Source organism: Microbacterium sp., assembly GCF_041909575.1.
In the GTDB taxonomy this organism is placed as follows: Bacteria; Actinomycetota; Actinomycetes; order Actinomycetales; family Microbacteriaceae; genus Microbacterium.
In genome coordinates this window covers 1-17,075 of record NZ_JAYRDE010000064.1, presented here as the reverse complement: position 1 = coordinate 17,075, position 17,075 = coordinate 1, and the positions used below count along the sequence as shown (strand labels likewise).

Annotated in this window: 15 protein-coding genes and 1 pseudogene; 9 read left to right on the top strand and 7 right to left on the bottom strand. The window is 71.0% G+C overall.

All coding sequences use genetic code 11. From position 1 onward, the window contains the following. A partial coding sequence (locus ACE3O1_RS10075; protein ID WP_374314893.1) for an MFS transporter occupies positions 1-631 on the bottom strand: 631 nt, incomplete at its 3' end. Between the two features lie 164 nt (positions 632-795). Here ACE3O1_RS10075 and trmD point away from each other — a divergent pair. Then, entirely contained in the window at positions 796-1,473 is a 678-nt protein-coding gene (gene trmD, locus ACE3O1_RS10070) for a tRNA (guanosine(37)-N1)-methyltransferase TrmD (protein ID WP_374314892.1), read from the top strand. 3 nt (positions 1,474-1,476) lie between these two features. Here trmD and ACE3O1_RS10065 read toward each other — a convergent pair whose 3' ends face one another. From ACE3O1_RS10065 to nirB, 4 genes are read right to left on the bottom strand one after another with little or no spacing between them, the layout of a single operon-like run. Next, positions 1,477-2,625, bottom strand: coding sequence for a uroporphyrinogen-III synthase (locus tag ACE3O1_RS10065; protein ID WP_374314890.1), 1,149 nt, complete (start codon positions 2,623-2,625; stop codon positions 1,477-1,479). Beyond that, a complete protein-coding gene (gene cobA / locus ACE3O1_RS10060; protein WP_374314889.1) occupies positions 2,622-3,386 on the bottom strand; it encodes a uroporphyrinogen-III C-methyltransferase in 765 nt (254 codons plus the stop codon). Before cobA ends, ACE3O1_RS10065 begins: the two co-directional genes overlap by 4 nt. Further along, the gene (gene nirD / locus ACE3O1_RS10055; RefSeq protein ID WP_374314888.1) at positions 3,383-3,766 is read right to left on the bottom strand and encodes a nitrite reductase small subunit NirD; all 384 of its coding nucleotides are present in this window, start codon (positions 3,764-3,766) and stop codon (positions 3,383-3,385) included. Before nirD ends, cobA begins: the two co-directional genes overlap by 4 nt. Next, a complete protein-coding gene (gene nirB / locus ACE3O1_RS10050) occupies positions 3,763-6,342 on the bottom strand; it encodes a nitrite reductase large subunit NirB (protein ID WP_374314887.1) in 2,580 nt (859 codons plus the stop codon). Before nirB ends, nirD begins: the two co-directional genes overlap by 4 nt. A 327-nt stretch (positions 6,343-6,669) precedes the next feature. On the opposite strand from nirB, the gene glgX reads away from it, so the two are divergent. The 3 genes from glgX to treZ are packed head-to-tail and all read left to right on the top strand — an operon-like array spanning position 6,670 to position 12,966. Then, a complete protein-coding gene (glgX, locus tag ACE3O1_RS10045; protein ID WP_374314886.1) occupies positions 6,670-8,883 on the top strand; it encodes a glycogen debranching protein GlgX in 2,214 nt (737 codons plus the stop codon). A 7-nt stretch (positions 8,884-8,890) separates the two neighbouring features. Further along, positions 8,891-11,233: a malto-oligosyltrehalose synthase gene (treY, locus tag ACE3O1_RS10040; protein WP_374314885.1), complete on the top strand. Its 2,343-nt coding sequence runs from the start codon at positions 8,891-8,893 to the stop codon at positions 11,231-11,233. After that, positions 11,230-12,966 carry a malto-oligosyltrehalose trehalohydrolase gene (gene treZ, locus ACE3O1_RS10035; RefSeq protein WP_374314884.1) on the top strand — a complete coding sequence of 579 codons (1,737 nt, stop codon included), beginning with the start codon at positions 11,230-11,232 and terminating at the stop codon, positions 12,964-12,966. The genes treY and treZ overlap by 4 nt, the downstream gene beginning before the upstream one ends. Before the next feature lies 1 nt (position 12,967). Here the strand turns inward: treZ and map are convergent, their stop codons facing one another. Continuing rightward, positions 12,968-13,750, bottom strand: coding sequence for a type I methionyl aminopeptidase (gene map, locus ACE3O1_RS10030; protein ID WP_374314883.1), 783 nt, complete (start codon positions 13,748-13,750; stop codon positions 12,968-12,970). 116 nt (positions 13,751-13,866) lie between these two features. Between map and ACE3O1_RS10025 the strand changes: the two genes are divergently transcribed. The 5 genes from ACE3O1_RS10025 (at position 13,867) to ACE3O1_RS10005 (ending at position 16,869) form a co-directional block, all read left to right on the top strand. Further along, complete coding sequence (locus ACE3O1_RS10025) at positions 13,867-14,358, top strand: MFS transporter permease (RefSeq protein ID WP_374314882.1); 492 nt, start codon at positions 13,867-13,869, stop codon at positions 14,356-14,358. 170 nt (positions 14,359-14,528) lie between these two features. Next, positions 14,529-14,876, top strand: a complete 348-nt coding sequence (gene rplS, locus ACE3O1_RS10020; protein ID WP_374314881.1) for a 50S ribosomal protein L19 — start codon at positions 14,529-14,531, stop codon at positions 14,874-14,876. A 161-nt stretch (positions 14,877-15,037) separates the two neighbouring features. Continuing rightward, positions 15,038-15,823: a signal peptidase I gene (gene lepB, locus ACE3O1_RS10015; protein WP_374314880.1), complete on the top strand. Its 786-nt coding sequence runs from the start codon at positions 15,038-15,040 to the stop codon at positions 15,821-15,823. Beyond that, positions 15,820-16,479: a ribonuclease HII gene (locus ACE3O1_RS10010; RefSeq protein ID WP_374314879.1), complete on the top strand. Its 660-nt coding sequence runs from the start codon at positions 15,820-15,822 to the stop codon at positions 16,477-16,479. The genes lepB and ACE3O1_RS10010 overlap by 4 nt, the downstream gene beginning before the upstream one ends. A 66-nt stretch (positions 16,480-16,545) precedes the next feature. Further along, complete coding sequence (locus ACE3O1_RS10005; RefSeq protein WP_137844915.1) at positions 16,546-16,869, top strand: DUF2469 family protein; 324 nt, start codon at positions 16,546-16,548, stop codon at positions 16,867-16,869. A gap of 11 nt (positions 16,870-16,880) precedes the next feature. Here ACE3O1_RS10005 and ACE3O1_RS10000 read toward each other — a convergent pair. Beyond that, a pseudogene (locus ACE3O1_RS10000) lies at positions 16,881-17,075 on the bottom strand (DNA-protecting protein DprA); the annotation flags it as partial.

Here is a 17,075-nt window from a genome sequence, read left to right as displayed (position 1 = left end):
CGGCGCCGATGGTGACCACGACGGGCACGGCGAACTGAGCGACCGACGTGCCCAGGTTCCCGCCCGCCGCGTTGAGCCCGAGCGCCCAGCCCTTCTCCTTCTGCGGGAAGAAGTAGGTGATGTTCGCCATCGAGCTGGCGAAGTTGCCGCCGCCGACGCCGCCGAGCGCGGCGACCAGCAGCAGGACCGCGAACGGGGTCTCCGGGTTGGAGACGACGATGCCGAGCAGCACCGCGGGGATCAGCAGCAGCGCCGCCGACACGATGGTCCAGTTGCGACCGCCGAAGATCGCGACCATGAACGTGTAGGGGAATCGCAGCGTCGCGCCGACGAGGCTCGGCACGGAGATCAGCCAGAACAGCTGCGAGCTCGAAAGCTCGAAGCCGGCGCCCGGAAGCATCACGACGACGATGCTCCAGAGCTGCCAGATGATGAAGCCGAGGAACTCGGCGAAGATCGACCAGCCGAGGTTGCGCCGGGCGATCGACCGGCCGCCGGCCTCCCAGAAGGCCGTGTCCTCGGGATCCCACCCGTCGATCCAGCGGCCGGGGCGCCGGGTGAGCTGGACCGGTGCGCCCGTGGGCGGCGCAGCGGTGACATCCGTCGTGGACGGTGTGACGGTCGTGGTCATGACGCCTCCTCTGGTGAAGTGTGCCTTCACCGTATGAAGGGCGTGTTTCCACCCCTGGCCCCCCGGGGTTACTTCTGCGTCAAGGTTCGGTCACCGCACGCGCCGGTCGGGGTGAGGGTCCCGTCACACGTCGGAAACACGGGCGGATGCCTAGACTCGAATCCATGCGCGTCGACATCGTCACGATCTTCCCGGCGTTCTTCGACGTGCTCGACGTCTCGCTCATCGGGAAGGCGCGGGACCGCGGCATCCTCGACATGCACGTCCACGATCTGCGCGACTGGACCCACGATCGCCACCGCACCGTCGACGACACCCCGTACGGCGGGGGAGCGGGAATGGTCATGAAGCCGGAGCCCTGGGGCGAGGCGCTGGACGCGCTTCTCACTCCGGACGCGGTGCTGCTCGTCCCGTCACCGGCCGGCGAGCTGTTCACCCAGTCCCTCGCCCGCGAGCTCGCGCAGGAGAAGCATCTCGTGTTCGCGTGCGGGCGATACGAGGGCATCGACCAGCGCGTGGTCGACCACTACTCGACGCGCGGCCGCGTGCGCCTGGTGAGCCTCGGCGACTACGTGCTCAACGGGGGAGAGGTCGCGGCGATGGCTGTCGTCGAGGCGGTCTCGAGGCTCGTGCCCGGTGTCGTGGGCAATCCGGAGAGCCTCGTCGAGGAGTCGCACGAGGACGGACTGCTGGAGTATCCCAGCTACACCAAGCCCGCCCAGTGGCGCGGTCACGAAGTGCCGCCGATCCTGCTGAGCGGCAACCACGGCGCGATCGCGGCGTGGCGGCGCGAGCAGAGCATCGAGCGCACCAGGCAGCGCCGGCCGGATCTGCTCGCGTGAACCTCAGGCGGATGCCTCGGCAGGATCGAGCACGTTGAGCCGGTAGCCGCGCTTGACGACCGTCTTGATGAGGTCGGGGACCCCGAGCGCTTCGCGCACGCGCGCGACGGCCATCTCGACCGCGTGGGTGTTCTCGCCGGACCGGGGGAGGGCGCCCTGCAGGCGCTGTCGCGAGACGACCCCGCCCCTCGCGTCGAACAGGGTCGCCAGGACGTCGGCCCCGGTGCGGGAGAGGGGGACGTGCACCCCGTCGAGGACGGCGCCGGAGCTGCGCAGCTCGAGCCGCCCCGCGGTGGTCGGAAGCCACGCGACGTGCCCGCCGCCGAAGTGGGTCACGACGGCGCGCACGAGCGAGCCCAGCCTGCCCCGCTCGGCGACGAGCGGCGTGATTCCGGCATCGACGAGCGGTCCGGCCGTGATCGGGCCGACGGCGGCCATCAGCACCCGCCCGCTGTCGGCCAGCGCGACGATGTCCTCGAGCACTCCCTCGCGCGCGGCGGCGGCGAGCCACTCGGCAGCGCCCGGGGCCGAGGTGAACAGCACCGCGTCGACCTCGCCCTGCGCGGTGGCGGCGACGGAGCGGCACACCGCCACGGCATCCGGCGGCGGTCCCCAGCGGTAGACGGTGAGGCTCACGACATCCGCCCCGGCACCCTCGAACAGCTCGTCGAGTCCGTCCGCGCCCGAACCGTGGTGCTGCACGGCGATGCGGCGGCCGGCGACGCCCTCCGCGAGGAGGAACTCGCCCAGCTCGGCGGAGGTCTCGGACTCGGCCACCCAGTCGGCGGTGAGACCCGCCTGCTGGATCGCGCCGCGCGCCTTCGGTCCGCGCGCGACGATCTGCGCGCGGGCGAGTGCCGCCTGCAGCTCGTCGAGGAGCCCTGCCTCGTCGGCGGCCTCCATCCACCCGCGGAACCCCACGCCGGTGGTGACGACGACGACCTGCGGCGGGCTCGCGATCAGCTCCCGGGTGCTCGCGATGAGGGCGTCGTCGTCGATGTGCGGCACGATCGTCAGCGCCGGCGCATGCCGCACCGCCGCGCCGTGCCTCTCGAGCGCGGCGGCGAGCTCGAGCGATCGCCGGTCCACGGCGATCACGATCGTGCAGCCGTCGAGCGCGGCGGAGAGGACGGGGCGGGGCGGGGCGGTCACTGCGCGGGGCCGCCGATTCCGGAGCGGGCGGCGAGCAGGTCGGGGACGAGCATGCCGGCGCGGGCGACCTCGCCCACGACGATGACGGCGGGATTGCGCACCCCGATGCGTCCGGCGTCGAGGACGATCGCACCGAGCGTGCTGCGGGTCGTGCGCTGATCGGCGTGGTGGCCGCGCTCGACGATGGCCACCGGCCGGTCAGCCTGGACGCCGGCGCGGAGGGCGTCCGCGACCAGGCGCGGGAGCGCACCGACGCCCATGAGGATCACGGTCGTGACGGCCTCGTCGGCGAGAGCGGAGAGCGTCGCCGCCGTGATCTCGGACTGCCCGTTGACGATGTGGACCGCGGAGGCGACGCCCCGGTGGGTGACCGGGATGCCGGCGGCCTCGGGGACCGCGACGGCGCTCGTGACGCCCGGGACGACGGATACCGGGATGTCGGCGGCCGCGCAGGCGATGACCTCCTCACCACCCCGGCCGAACACGAACGGGTCGCCGCCCTTCAGCCGCACGACGCGCTTGCCGGCGCGCGCCCGGTCGACCAGGATCGCGTTGATCTCGTCCTGGGGGACGGGATGGTGACCGGGGAGCTTGCCGACGTCGACGACCTCTACATCCGGTGCCAGGTGGGGACGGATGTCGGTCGGTCCGAGGCGATCCATCACCACGACGTCGGCCTGCATCAGCAGGCGCCACGCCCGCACCGTCATCAGGTCGATCGGTCCCGGCCCCCCGCCCACGAGGTCGACGCGGCCGATCACGAGTCCGCCTCCCAGCGCACCAGCACCTGGCCGTCGCTCACGGCGACCGGCCACACGTGAAGCGCGATGGGGTCCTTGCCCTGGCTGTCGAGGCACGCGCCGGTGCGCAGGTCGAACACCTGCTTGTACATGGGCGAGGCGACGGTCGGAGCATCCTGTCGTGTTCCGACGATGCCGCGCGAGATCACGTGCGCGCGGCTGTACGGATCGAAGTTCGACACGGCGTGCACGCGCCCGCTGTGGAGCAGGAAGAGCGCGATCTGCGTGCCGCCGAGGAGCGCGGCGCGCCCGCGCTCGACCTCGAGGTCGTCCAGCGCGCACACCCGGACCCATCCCTCGGGTGCGTCGGCGGCGGTTGTCTGCGGGTCGACGAGGGTCATCGGCGCACCTCCAGGATCGTTCCGGCGATCAGGACGCCGCCGCTCGCGCGCTCGGCGTCGGTGGCGGGCCGCGCCTGGCCGCGTTCGGCGGTGTAGGCCAGGGACGGGTCGGGGGTCGTCGGGGCGTTCACGAAGGACGCGAAGCGGCGAAGCTTCTCGGGGTCCTCGAGGGTCGCCTTCCACTCGTCCTGGTACGCGCCGATGTGGGCGGCCATCGCGGCGTCGAGGTCGGCGCAGATCCCGAGGCTGTCGTCGAAGACGACCGCGCGCAGGCCGTCGATTCCCCCCTCGAGGTCCTCGAACCAGGGAGCGGTGCGCTGCAGGCGGTCCGCGGTGAAGATGTAGTACATCAGGAACCGGTCGATCGCCGTCAGCAGCTCCTCGTCGGAGAGGCCCTCGGCCAGCAGGACGGCGTGACGCGGCGTGAAGCCGCCGTTGCCGCCGACGTACATGTTCCAGCCGGCCTCGGTGGCGATGACGCCGACATCCTTGCCGCGCGCCTCGGCGCACTCGCGGGCGCACCCCGAGACGCCGAGCTTGAGCTTGTGGGGCGAGCGCAGGCCGCGGTAGCGCAGCTCGAGCTGCACGGCCATGCCGACGGAGTCCTGCACGCCGTACCGGCACCACGTCGAGCCGACGCACGACTTCACCGTGCGCAGCGACTTGCCGTACGCGTGGCCCGATTCGAACCCCGCGTCCACGAGCCGCTTCCAGATGTCGGGCAGCTGCTCGAGGCGTGCGCCGAACATGTCGATGCGCTGGCCGCCGGTGATCTTCGTGTACAGGCCGAAGTCGCGCGCCACCTCGCCGATCACGACGAGGCCTTCCGGCGTGATCTCGCCGCCCGGGATGCGCGGCACGACCGAGTAGCTGCCGTCCTTCTGCAGGTTCGCCATGACGTGGTCGTTGGTGTCCTGGAGGGCGGCGTTCTCGCCGTCGAGCACGTGGTGGCCGACGAGGGTCGACAGGATGCTCGCGAGCGCCGGCTTGCAGATGTCGCAGCCGCGGCCGACGCCGAAGCGGTCGATCACGGCGCTGAACGTGGTGAGACCCGACACCCGCACCGCGTCGAAGAGCTGGCGCCGGGACATGTCGAAGTGCTCGCACAGCGCGTTGCTGAGCGCGGCTCCGGTCTTGGCCAGCTCGCTCCCGACGATCTTCTTCACCATCATCACGCACGAGCCGCACGCGGCACCGGCCTTCGTGCACGACTTGACCGATGCGACGTCCGAGCACCCCTCCTCGTGCACCGCGCGGCGGATCGTGCCCGCCGTCACGCTGTTGCACGAGCAGACGAGGGCTTCGTCGGGAAGGTCGCCGGCCGGGGCCGCGACTCCGCCCTCCGGCATCAGGTAGGCGGCGGGGTCGCCGCCCAGCGCACCCCCCACGAGCGGCCGCAGCGAGCCGTACGCCGAGGCATCGCCGACGAGGATGCCGCCGAGCAGCGTCTTGGCGTCGTCCGAGAGCACGAGCTTCTTGTACACGCCGGCCACGGGGTCGGCGTACACCACGTCGAGCGCGCCGGGCGTCTCGGCGAAGGCATCGCCGAAGCTCGCCACGTCCACTCCCGACAGCTTGAGCTTGGTCGACAGGTCGAAGCCGGGGAAGGATGCCTCGCCACCGAGGAGCCGGGTCGCCGCGACCTCGGCCATGGCGTAACCCGGCGCGACGAGTCCGACGCACATCCCGTCGAAGCTGGCGACCTCGCCGATCGCCAGGATCCGCGGATCCGAGGTCTGGCACGCCGCATCGATGAGGACACCGCCGCGCTCGTGGACGGCGAGCTCGGCACCGCGCGCGAGATCGTCGCGGGGGCGCACGCCGACCGTGAACACGACGACGTCCGTGCGCTCGTATCGGCCGTCGCGGAACTCGAGCCCCGTGACGCGGCCGCTGCGGTCCGGATCGAGGCGCGTCGTGATGGCGCCGGTGCGCACCGAGATGCCCCGCGCCTCGATCAGCCGCCGCAGGGCATCGCCGGCGGGAAGGTCCAGCTGCGCCGACATGAGGCGGTCCGACGACTGGACGACGGTCGCGTCCACGCCGAGCCCCTGCAGGGCGCCGGCCGCCTCGAGCCCCAGGAGCCCGCCGCCGATGACCGTGCCGGTGAGCGGGCGCCCCAGTTCGAGTGAGCGGGCCTCCACGAAGGTGCGCAGCCGCTCGACGTCGTCGAGCGTGCGGTAGACGAAGCATCCGTCCAATCCGAAGCCGTCGACGGCGAGGCGAGCCGCGTACGAGCCGGTCGCGAGCACGAGACGGTCGTACCCCACGCTCAGGCCGCTCTTCGTGGTCACGCGCCGTGCCGACCGGTCGATGCGGGCCACGGCGTCGCCGCGCACGAAGCGGACGCGCTCGTCCTCGAGCACCCCGCGGTCCAGGGTCAGGTCGTCGGCGGACGCCCCGCCGAAGAAGGACGTGAGGCCGACGCGGTCGTACGGATGCCGGTCCTCCTCGCCGATCACCGTGACGCGCCAGCTCCCGTCGGCCCGCGTGAGCAGGCTCTCGACGAACCGGTGGGCCACCATCCCGGCACCGACCACCACGACATGCGTCGCCGGCGTGACGGTGGAGCTCATGTCGTCACCGTAGGGCGACGTTGTTGCGAGGGCGTCAGCGGCATGTTTCGGGCTGTTGACGTCTGCGGGGCGTCGGTCTTCGGGCGTGCGGGGCGCATCGGGGGTCATGGCGTCTCCTGCTCGGCGGTGTCTCGGTGCGGCCACGCTAAGCGCGCGGTGTTTCGCCCCGCGGCCGCGTCCGGTTACCTCCCGCGAACGTTTCCCTCACAGCCGATCGAGGGGCGATGTGAGACGGATCCGCCTACCCCACGGCTGTGCGGTGCGCCAGTCCCGGCCGGCGTTCGCGCAGGGTCGGTATCGTGAAGTCCCGCTCGACATGGAGGATGCATGCAGATCTGGCCCGGCTCGGCCTACCCGCTCGGCGCGACGTTCGACGGCAACGGCACCAACTTCGCACTGTTCAGCGAGGGGGCGGAGCGCGTCGAGCTCTGCCTGTTCGACGACGACGGCGTCGAGACCCGGGTGGAGCTGCGCGACGTCGACGCCTTCGTGCACCACAGCTACCTGCCCGCCGTTCAGCCGGGGCAGCGCTACGGCTTCCGCGTCCACGGCGAGTACGACCCGGCGGCGGGGAAGCGGTTCAACCCGAACAAGTTGCTCCTCGATCCGTACGCGAAGGCGGTGGAGGGCCAGGTCGGGTGGGGGCAGCCGGTGTTCGGCTACGACTTCGGCGACCCCGACTCGCGCAACGACGAGGACTCGGCGGGCCACCAGATGCTCGGCGTCGTGGTGAACCCGTACTTCGACTGGAGCGGCGACCGGCACCCGAAGACCCCGTACGCCGAGAGCTTCATCTACGAGGCGCACGTGCGCGGGCTCACCAAGCTGCACCCGGCGGTGCCCGAGGAGATCCGCGGGACGTACAGCGCGATCGCGCACCCCGCCATCGTCGAGCACCTCCAGAAGCTCGGCGTCACGGCCATCGAGCTCATGCCCGTCCACCAGTTCGTCAACGACTCCGTCCTCGAGGAGAACGGGCTCTCGAACTACTGGGGGTACAACACGATCGCCTTCCTCGCGCCGCAGAACACCTACTCCTCCAGCGGTCAGCGCGGTCAGCAGGTCCAGGAGTTCAAGGGGATGGTGAAGGCCCTCCACGCCGCCGGGATCGAGGTCATCCTCGATGTCGTCTACAACCACACCGCCGAGGGCAGTCATCTCGGCCCGACCCTGTCGATGCGCGGCATCGACAACGAGGCCTACTACCGCCTCGAGGACGCGGACAAGCGGTACTACACCGACTACACGGGCACCGGCAACAGCCTCAACGTCGGCAACCCGCACACGCTGCAGCTCATCATGGACTCGCTGCGCTACTGGGTGCTCGAGATGCACGTCGACGGCTTCCGGTTCGATCTGGCCTCGACCCTCGCGCGGGAGTTCTACGAGGTCGACCGCCTGGCAGCCTTCTTCGAACTGGTGCAGCAGGACCCGGTGGTCTCGCAGGTGAAGCTCATCGCGGAGCCGTGGGATGTCGGGCCCGGCGGCTACCAGGTCGGCAACTTCCCACCGCAGTGGACGGAGTGGAACGGCAAGTACCGCGACACCGTGCGCGACTTCTGGCGGGGCGAGCCGGCGACGCTGGGGGAGTTCGCCTCGCGCCTCACCGGATCCGCGGACCTGTACGAGCACTCGGGACGCCGGCCCGTGGCATCCATCAACTTCGTCACCGCCCACGACGGCTTCACCCTCCGCGATCTCGTGTCGTACAACGACAAGCACAACGAGGCCAACGGCGAGGAGGGCCGCGACGGCGCCGACGACAACCGCTCCTGGAACGGGGGCGTCGAGGGGCCCACAGACGATCCCGAGGTGCTCACACTGCGCGCACGTCAGCAGCGCAACTTCATCGCGACCCTGCTGCTGTCGCAGGGCGTGCCCATGCTGCTCCACGGCGACGAGCTCGGCCGCACGCAGGCCGGCAACAACAACGGCTACGCGCAGGACAACGAGATCACGTGGGTGGACTGGTCCCATCCGGACCAGCCGCTCATCGAGTTCACCGCCGCGCTGGCACGGTTGCGCCGCGAGCACCCGACGTTCCGGCGCCGGCGCTTCTTCAACGGCCGGCCGGTGCGCCGTGAGGAGGGCGCCCCGATCCCCGACATCGTGTGGGCGAGGCCCGACGGCACGCAGATGCAGCCCGAGGACTGGGACTCCGGATTCGGGCGCGCGGTGGCGGTGTTCCTCAACGGCGACGGCATCCGCGAGCACGACCGACGCGGCGAGCCGATCTCCGACCACCACTTCATCGTGCTCTTCAACGCCGGCGATGACACCGTCGACTTCGTGATCCCCGAGGTGGAGTTCAGCCCGCGGTGGGACGTGATCGTCGACACCGCCGGCGAGTACGCCGACACCGAGCCGGTGGCACCGGGATCCTCCCTTCCCGTGCAGGGGCGATCGCTCATGGTCCTCCGCGAGCACGAGGTGCCCGAGCCGGAGGTCGGTCACACTGTCGCGGCATCCCTCGCGGTGACCGCCGTGGCGGGGCTGGACGAGGTCCCGGGCGCGGCACCGCACGCCGAGTTCGGCGGGTGAGGCAGCAATGCCCGGCCGTCGCCCGCTGTCGACCTATCGTCTGCAGATCCGGCCGTCGTTCACACTGGACGACGCTGCGGCGCTGACGGACTACCTCGTCGCGCTCGGCGTCGACTGGGTCTACCTGTCGCCGCTGCTCACTGCGTCGGAGGGTTCGGACCACGGCTACGACGTCGTAGATCCCACCCGCGTGGATCCCGCCCGCGGCGGGACTGCCGCGCTCGCCCGCGCCGCGGCGGCGTTCCACGCGGCGGGGCTCGGCGTGCTGGTCGACATCGTTCCCAATCACGTCGGGGTGGCCCGTCCGCACGAGAACGCCTGGTGGTGGGACGTCCTGACCCACGGACGCGACTCCGCGTTCGCGCGCTTCTTCGACATCGACTGGGACTTCGGGGACGGCAGGGTGCGGCTTCCGGTGCTCGGGGAGTCGCTGACGGATGCCGCGGCCTCCGGCGCGCTGCGAACCGAGGGCGGCGAGCTGCGCTACCACGAGCACCGCTTCCCGCTCGCGCCCGGGACCGCCGACGCCGACGCCGACGCGCTTGCGGTGCACGAGCGCCAGCACTACGAGCTGATGGACTGGCGGCGCGAGGCGTCCGACCTCAACTACCGGCGCTTCTTCGGCGTCTCGAGCCTGGCAGCGGTGCGCGTCGAGGATCCGGCGGTCTTCGAGCAGACGCACGCCGAGGTCGGCCGGTGGCTCGCCGAGGGCCTCGCGGACGGTCTTCGCGTCGATCATCCCGACGGCCTGCGGGACCCGGTCGGGTATCTCGCACGCCTCGACGAGCTGAGCGGCGGCGCGTACGTCCTCGTCGAGAAGATCCTCGAGCACGGCGAGGACCTCCCGCAGTTCTTCGCCGCGGACGGGACCACGGGCTACGACGCGCTCGCCGAGATCGATCGGGTGCTCATCGACGCGGACGGCGAGGTCGAGCTCGACCGGCTCGACGCCCGCCTGCGCCGCGAGACCGGGTTGCCGCCCGCCGGGCCGTGGGAGGACGTGATCGCGGGCACCAAGCGGGCCATCGCCGATGGCATCCTGCGGTCGGAGGTGCGCCGCCTCGCCCGCGACCTCGGCGCGGACGGCGACCCGGAGAAGGAGGACGCCATCGCCGAGCTGCTCGCGCGGTTCCCGGTCTACCGGTCCTACCTGCCGGCGGGTCGCACGCACCTCGAGCTCGCTGCGGAGGCCGTGCGCCGTCACCGTCCCGACCTGGCCGCGACGCTGGACGTCGTGCTCCCGATGCTCGCCGACCCCCGGCATTCCGCAGCCCTGCGGTTCCAGCAGACCAGCGGCATGGTCATGGCCAAAGGCGTCGAGGACACGGCGTTCTACCGCGCGACGCGGCTGGGCACGCTCACCGAGGTCGGTGCAGACCCCTCGCTGTTCGCGCTGACGGTCCCGCAGTTCCACGACGCGCAGACGCTGCGGCAGGCGCGGTGGCCGCACTCCATGACGACGCTGTCGACGCACGACACCAAGCGGGGCGAGGATGTCCGCGCGCGGCTGTCGGTGCTCGCCGAGATCCCCGAGCGGTGGGCGCAGTTCCTGGACGACGTCCGGGATGCCGCGTCCACCGGCCACGGGCCGTTCGACGCCCTGCTGTGGCAGGCGGTCGTCGGTGCGTGGCCGGCGTCACGCGAGCGCCTGCACGCCTATGCCGAGAAGGCGGCGCGGGAAGCGGGGGAGGCCACCTCGTGGCTCGACCCCGATCCGGTGTTCGAGGACCGCATGCACGGGCTCGTCGACGCGGTGTTCGACGACGCGATCCTGCGCGGACGCGTCGAGGAGTTCGTGTCGCACATCGAGGCCGCGGGGTGGTCGAACGCGTTGTCGGCGAAGCTGCTCCAGCTGACCGGTCCCGGCGTGCCCGACGTATACCAGGGGAGCGAGCTCTGGGAGCAGAGTCTCGTCGATCCCGACAACCGCCGGGCGGTCGACTTCGCCGAGCGTCGCCGGCTCCTCGCCGACATCGAGAGCGGCGCGCAGCCCCTCGTCGACCGCACCGGCGCCGCGAAGCTGCTCGTCACCGCGCGCGCGCTCCGGCTCCGCCGGGAGCGACCGGACCTGTTCACGCGGTACACCCCGGCTACCGTCGTCGGGACGGCCGCGCACCACGCGATCGCGGTCGACCGAGGGGGTGCGCTGGCGGTGGCGACCCGCCTCCCGGTCGCCCTCGCGCGCCGGGGGGAGGCATCCGGATCGCCCTGGGGCGACACCGTGCTGCTGCGGCACGTCGGACCGACGACCGATGTCCTGACCGGCCGCTCGTTCCGTGGCGGAGAGGTCCCCCTCGCCGAACTGCTCGACGTGTACCCGGTCGCCCTGCTCGTCGCGGGGGAGCAGTGATCCCCGCGGTCTGGGCACCGCGGGCGCGCCGGGTCGCGCTCCGGGTTCCGGCGCGCGGCGGCGACGTGCCGATGGCCGCGGAGGACGGGGGCTGGTGGCGCGCGCCGATCGACCTCTCCGCCGGCGAGGAGTACGGCTTCGTGCTCGACGATGCCGAGACGGCGCGGCCCGATCCCCGCTCGCGGCGTCAGCCGCGCGGCGTGCATGACCTGAGCGCCGTGGACGACCCGGCAGCGTACGAGTGGGCGGATGGCGCGTGGACCGGGCGGCAGCTCGCCGGCGGCGTGATCTACGAGCTGCACGTCGGCACGTTCACGCCCGAGGGCACCTTGGATGCTGCGGCCGCCCGCCTCGGGCACCTGGTCGACCTCGGCGTCGACTTCGTCGAGCTCTTGCCCGTGAACGCCTTCAACGGCGTCCACAACTGGGGCTACGACGGCGTGCTGTGGTACGCCGTCCACGAGCCGTACGGCGGGCCCGAGGCCTATCGGCGATTCGTCGATGCCTGCCATGCCGCCGGTCTGGGCGTCATCCAGGACGTCGTCTACAACCACCTCGGTCCGAGCGGCAACTACCTCCCCGAGTTCGGCCCGTACCTCCGCGCCGCCGAGTCGAACACGTGGGGCTCCTCGATCGACCTCGACGAGGCCGAGGTCCGCGGCTTCATCCTCGACAACGCCGAGATGTGGCTGCGGGAGTACCACGTCGACGGGCTCCGCCTCGACGCCGTCCACGCCCTCCATGATCGCGGCGAACCGCACCTCCTGCAGGAGCTCGCGGAGCGCGCCGACGCGCTGAGCGCCCACCTCGGACGCCCGCTCACGCTCATCGCGGAGAGCGACCTGAACGACGCGCGCCTCATCACGGCGCGGGAAGCGGGCGGCTACGGCCTCGCCGCGCAGTGGAGCGACGACTACCACCACGCGCTGCACGTCGCGCTCACGGGCGAGACGTCGGGGTACTACGCCGACTTCGCCCCGCTCGCGGCGCTCGTGAAGGCATCCACGCGCGGGTTCTTCCACGACGGCACCCACTCGTCCTTCCGCGGCCGCGCGCACGGACATCCGATCGACCCGCGCATCCCGATGTCGCGCCTCGTGACGTTCGCACAGGACCACGACCAGATCGGCAACCGCGCCGCCGGGGACCGGCTGGCGCAGACCCTGGACGGCGGCGGACTGGCGATCGCGGCGGTGCTGAACCTGCTCTCGCCGTTCACGCCGATGCTCTTCATGGGCGAGGAATGGGCCGCCTCCACCCCGTGGCAGTTCTTCACCTCGCATCCCGAGCCGGAGCTGGGGGAGGCCACCGCCCGCGGACGGAAGGCCGAGTTCGCGCGGATGGGGTGGGAGGAGTCGGTCGTCCCCGATCCTCAGGACCCGGCGACGTTCGAGCGGTCGAGACTCGACTGGCGGGAGCCGGATGCCTCGTTCCACGCGGGGATGCTCGCACTGCATCGCGAGCTGATCGCGTTGCGCCGGCGGCTCCCCGGGCTCACCGATCCCGACTTCCGGCACGTCCGGGCCTCGGCCGACGAGGCTGCGCGGTGGTTCCGCCTCCACCGGCCGTCCGTGGAGATCCTCGTCAACTTCGGCGACGCCGGCGTGCGGCTGCCGCTCGACGGCGCATCGGCCGTAGCGCTGGCCACCGATGCGGCCGCGGCGATCGAGGGGGAGGAGGCGGTGCTCCCGGCGCGATCCGCCGTGGTCGTCGTCCCGGCGACGAGCCGCTGAGTCAGGCCACGCCGAGCCACGAGCGGTCGGTCAGCACGACCGGGCCGTCGGCGGTGATCGCCACGGTGTGCTCGGAGTGCGCGCCCCGTGAGCCGTCGACCGACCGGAGCGTCCAGCCGTCGGGATCGGTGACGAGCCCGTCGGTGGTCTGCAGGAACCAGGGCTCCAGTGCCAGCACCAAGCCGTCACGCAGCGGATAGCCGCGTCCGGCCTTGCCGTCGTTGGCGACGTGGGGGTCTCCGTGCATCTCGCGTCCGACGCCGTGACCGCCGAAGTCGGTGTTGATGGAATAGCCGTCCGCGTGGGCGATGGCCGCGATCGCCGCGGAGATGTCGCCGATGCGGTTGCCGACGGTGGCCGCCGCGATCGCAGCGGCCAGAGCACGCTCCGTGGTGTCGATGAGCGCGAGGTCCTCGTCTCGGGGTGTGCCCACGACGAACGAGACGGCGGAATCGGCGACCCACCCGTCGACTGAAACGGCGAAGTCGAGCGAGACGAGATCGCCGTCGCGCAGCGTGTAGTCGAAGGGAAGGCCGTGCAGCACGGCGTCGTTCACGGACGTGCAGATCACCTTGCCGAACGGGCTGGCGCCGAACGAGGGGTGGTAGTCGATGTAGCACGATTCCGCGCCGGCGCGGCGGATCAGGTCGTGCGCGCGCCGGTCGATCGAGAGGAGGTTCGTGCCGACCTTGGTCTCCTCGCGCAGGGTCGCCAGCGTCTCGGCGACGAATCGCCCCGCGGGCTTCATCGCTTCGATCTCGGCGGGGGTGCGCAGCTCGATCATGTGGTTCCTCTCGTGTCCCGTCCATTCTCCCCGACGCCGGAGCGCTCGGCTGTGAGGATGCCTCGCGCCGCGCCGAACCCTGCCGCCGGATGCCCCGCCGGGCGTACCATCGGAGCATGTGGCTTCGACGCGGATTCTTCGGCTGGCTGATCCCCGCCGCATTCGTCCTGCCGCTCTGGCTGTTCGTGGGCTGGATCATCGCGGGAGCCAACGGCTGGGCGTTCGTCTGGATGCTGTTCGCGGTGCCGGGGGTATTCATCTGGCAGCTGCTGCTGACCCTGCTGGTGCGCGCGCGGGGGACTGTCCGAGCTCATCGCGCGGTGTCGTGGTGGGACGTGCTCGGATTCACGGTGTGGCATCTGCTGGTCGTCTCGCTCGGCTTCTTCGATCAGTCCTGGTGGTTCCCCGTGATGGTGACGACCGTGCTCGTGGGCATCGGGCTCTTCTGGCTCGCGCTGTGGCAGCTGTGGAGCGAGGCCAAGCCGTCGCGGCTCGTGCTGCACACGGTTGACGGCCTCGCCTACATCCCGCCGGCGGAGGAGGCCCCGCAGGCCGCCATGCCCGACGTGATGATCGTGCGCGAGAAGCAGGGTCCGCAGGCGCGCTGACGACGTTTTGGCGGGTTGCGGCATCCGTGGCAGAATGGATGTTTGTGCCCTGACCAGGTTCTGCCTCAGGGGAATCCGTCGTTCGGCCTCCGGCCCGCGGCTTCGGGCACACGACTTCCTTTCCGATACTTCCCGCGGTCGACCTGTGGCGGCCGCAGAGAGAAACGATCATGCAGATCCTCGACTCCGTCGACGCGGCATCGCTGCGCTCCGACATCCCCGCCTTCGGCCCCGGTGACACCGTCAAGGTGCACGTGAACATCACCGAAGGCAACCGCTCCCGCATCCAGGTCTTCCAGGGCATCGTCATCGGCCGCCAGGGCGACAGCGTGCGTGAGACCTTCACGGTCCGCAAGATCAGCTTCTCGGTCGGCGTCGAGCGCACGTTCCCCGTGCACTCCCCGGTGATCGACCACATCGAGGTCGTGACCCGCGGTGACGTGCGTCGCGCCAAGCTCTACTACCTCCGCAACCTCCGTGGCAAGAAGGCCAAGATCAAGGAGAAGCGCGAGAACTGAGTTCTGCGTACCGAAGCCCCGGACCACGAGGTCCGGGGCTTCGTCGTTTCCACGCTGACAACGTCCCGCGAAGTGCCGCGCGCGGCTCTTGCGCGGGGCCGGAATGTGGGAACCTTGAGACAAGGCCCTCCGATCCGCGGCGTGCCGGTGAAGGATCGCGCATGACCTCCGAGAAGACGGCTTCCGCCGACCCGGCGCCGTCGAGCGGATCCCGCGGCGAGGCCGCGACCATCCACCGCCGTCGCCGCGGCTGGGTGACCTTTCTCCGCGACGTCGTGGTCATCATCCTCATCGCGGTCCTGGTCTCGTTCCTCGTCAAGACGTTCCTGGTGCGGTCGTTCTACATCCCGTCCGGCTCCATGGAGGACACCCTTCACGTCGACGACCGCATCCTCGTCGACGAGATCACGCCGCGCTTCGGTGGCTACGGCCGCGGCGACATCGTGGTCTTCCGCGATCCGGGCGGGTGGCTTCCTCCGTCGGCCGATCCGGAGCGACCTCCCGTGGTGGAGGCCGTCGAGTGGGTGCTCGCCCTCGTCGGACTCTCGGCGCCCGACAGCGACGACCACCTCGTCAAGCGCATCATCGGTCTTCCCGGCGATCACGTGGTCTGCTGCAACACCCTCGGTCAGGTCACGGTCAACGGCGTCGCGATCGACGAGACCGACTACATCAAGCTTCCCTCGGGCGAGTCCGCGGCATCGGGAGATCCCTTCGACGTGATCGTGCCCGAGGAGAGCCTGTGGGTGCTCGGCGACAACAGGTACCGGTCGAAGGATTCCCGGTACAACCAGGATCAGCCCGGTGAGGGCTTCGTGCCGCTCGAGAACGTCGTCGGGCGCGCGTTCCTCCTGACCTGGCCCCTCGACAGGTTCGGCATGCTCGACTTCCACCACGACGACTTCGCCGGCGTGCCCGAGCCCGCCCAGGAGGAGTCCGCGCGATGACCGTCGCGGAGCCGCGGCTGACACTGGAGCGCAGGCTCCTCCGCGAGCACGCGATCGTCATCGCCTGCGACGAGGTCGGGCGGGGCGCGCTGGCGGGACCGGTGGCCGTGGGTGCGGCCGTGATCGACGCTCCGCGCTCGCGCAAGCGCATCCCGCAGGGGCTGCGCGACTCCAAGCTCGTTCCCGAGCCGAAGCGAGCGGATGTCGCGTCCCGCGCGGCGTCGTGGGTGTCGGCCAGCGCCGTGGGCTGGGCGAGCTCTGTCGAGATCGATGAGATCGGCATCATGCGAGCGCTCGGGCTCGCGTCGATCCGGGCCCTCGCGGACCTGCGCGCGCACGGGGTCGTCCCCGAGGAGGCGATCGTGATCCTCGACGGGAACTACGACTACATCTCGCCCGCCGGAGCCTGGGGCCTCCGCGTGCGCCCGGTGATCAAGGCCGACCGCGACTGCGCGTCGGCTGCCGCGGCATCCGTCATCGCCAAGGTGGCGCGCGACGCGCTCATGACCGAGCTGCACGATGAGCTGCCGGCCTACAACTGGGCGCGCAACAAGGGGTACGCCAGCCCCGATCATCGCGAGGCGATTCGCGAGCACGGCATCAGCGCCCACCATCGCGCTTCGTGGTCGATCGCCGACGCCCCTACGCTGTTCTGACGCACTGTCCGCCGTCGGCGGAAGCGGGGTGATGGCACCCGGCTGCGCCCATAGGATGGTCTCACCATGGATGACGAAGTCTTCGAAGACTACGACCGTGAGCTGGAGCTCGCGCTGTACCGCGAGTACCGCGACGTCGTCTCTCAGTTCCAGTACGTGATCGAGACCGAACGGCGGTTCTACCTCGCGAACGAGGTGAATGTCGTGCGGCGAGACACCGAGCACGACTTCTACTTCGAGATCTCGATGACGGACGTCTGGGTGTGGGACATCTACCGCGCCGACCGGTTCGTCAAGGCGGTGCGCGTGCTGACGTTCAAGGACGTCAACGTCGAGGAGCTGCAGCGCCGGGACTTCCACCTCCCCGAGGAGCTCTCGCTCGACACCTGAGGCCGGATGCCTCATCCCGCGGCGGACGGCATGCGCCAGCCGCCGGGACCAGGGGTCGCCGCGCCTTCGAGGTGCAGCAGCCCCAGCAGTGCTTCGGCGTGGTCGACCGAGACGCCCGCGCGGCGGGCGATCTCGGACGTGTCGCGCCACGAGCGGGTGCTCAGCGCGTCGCGCACGCGCGTGGCGTCGTCGGTGTGGGCGAGGGA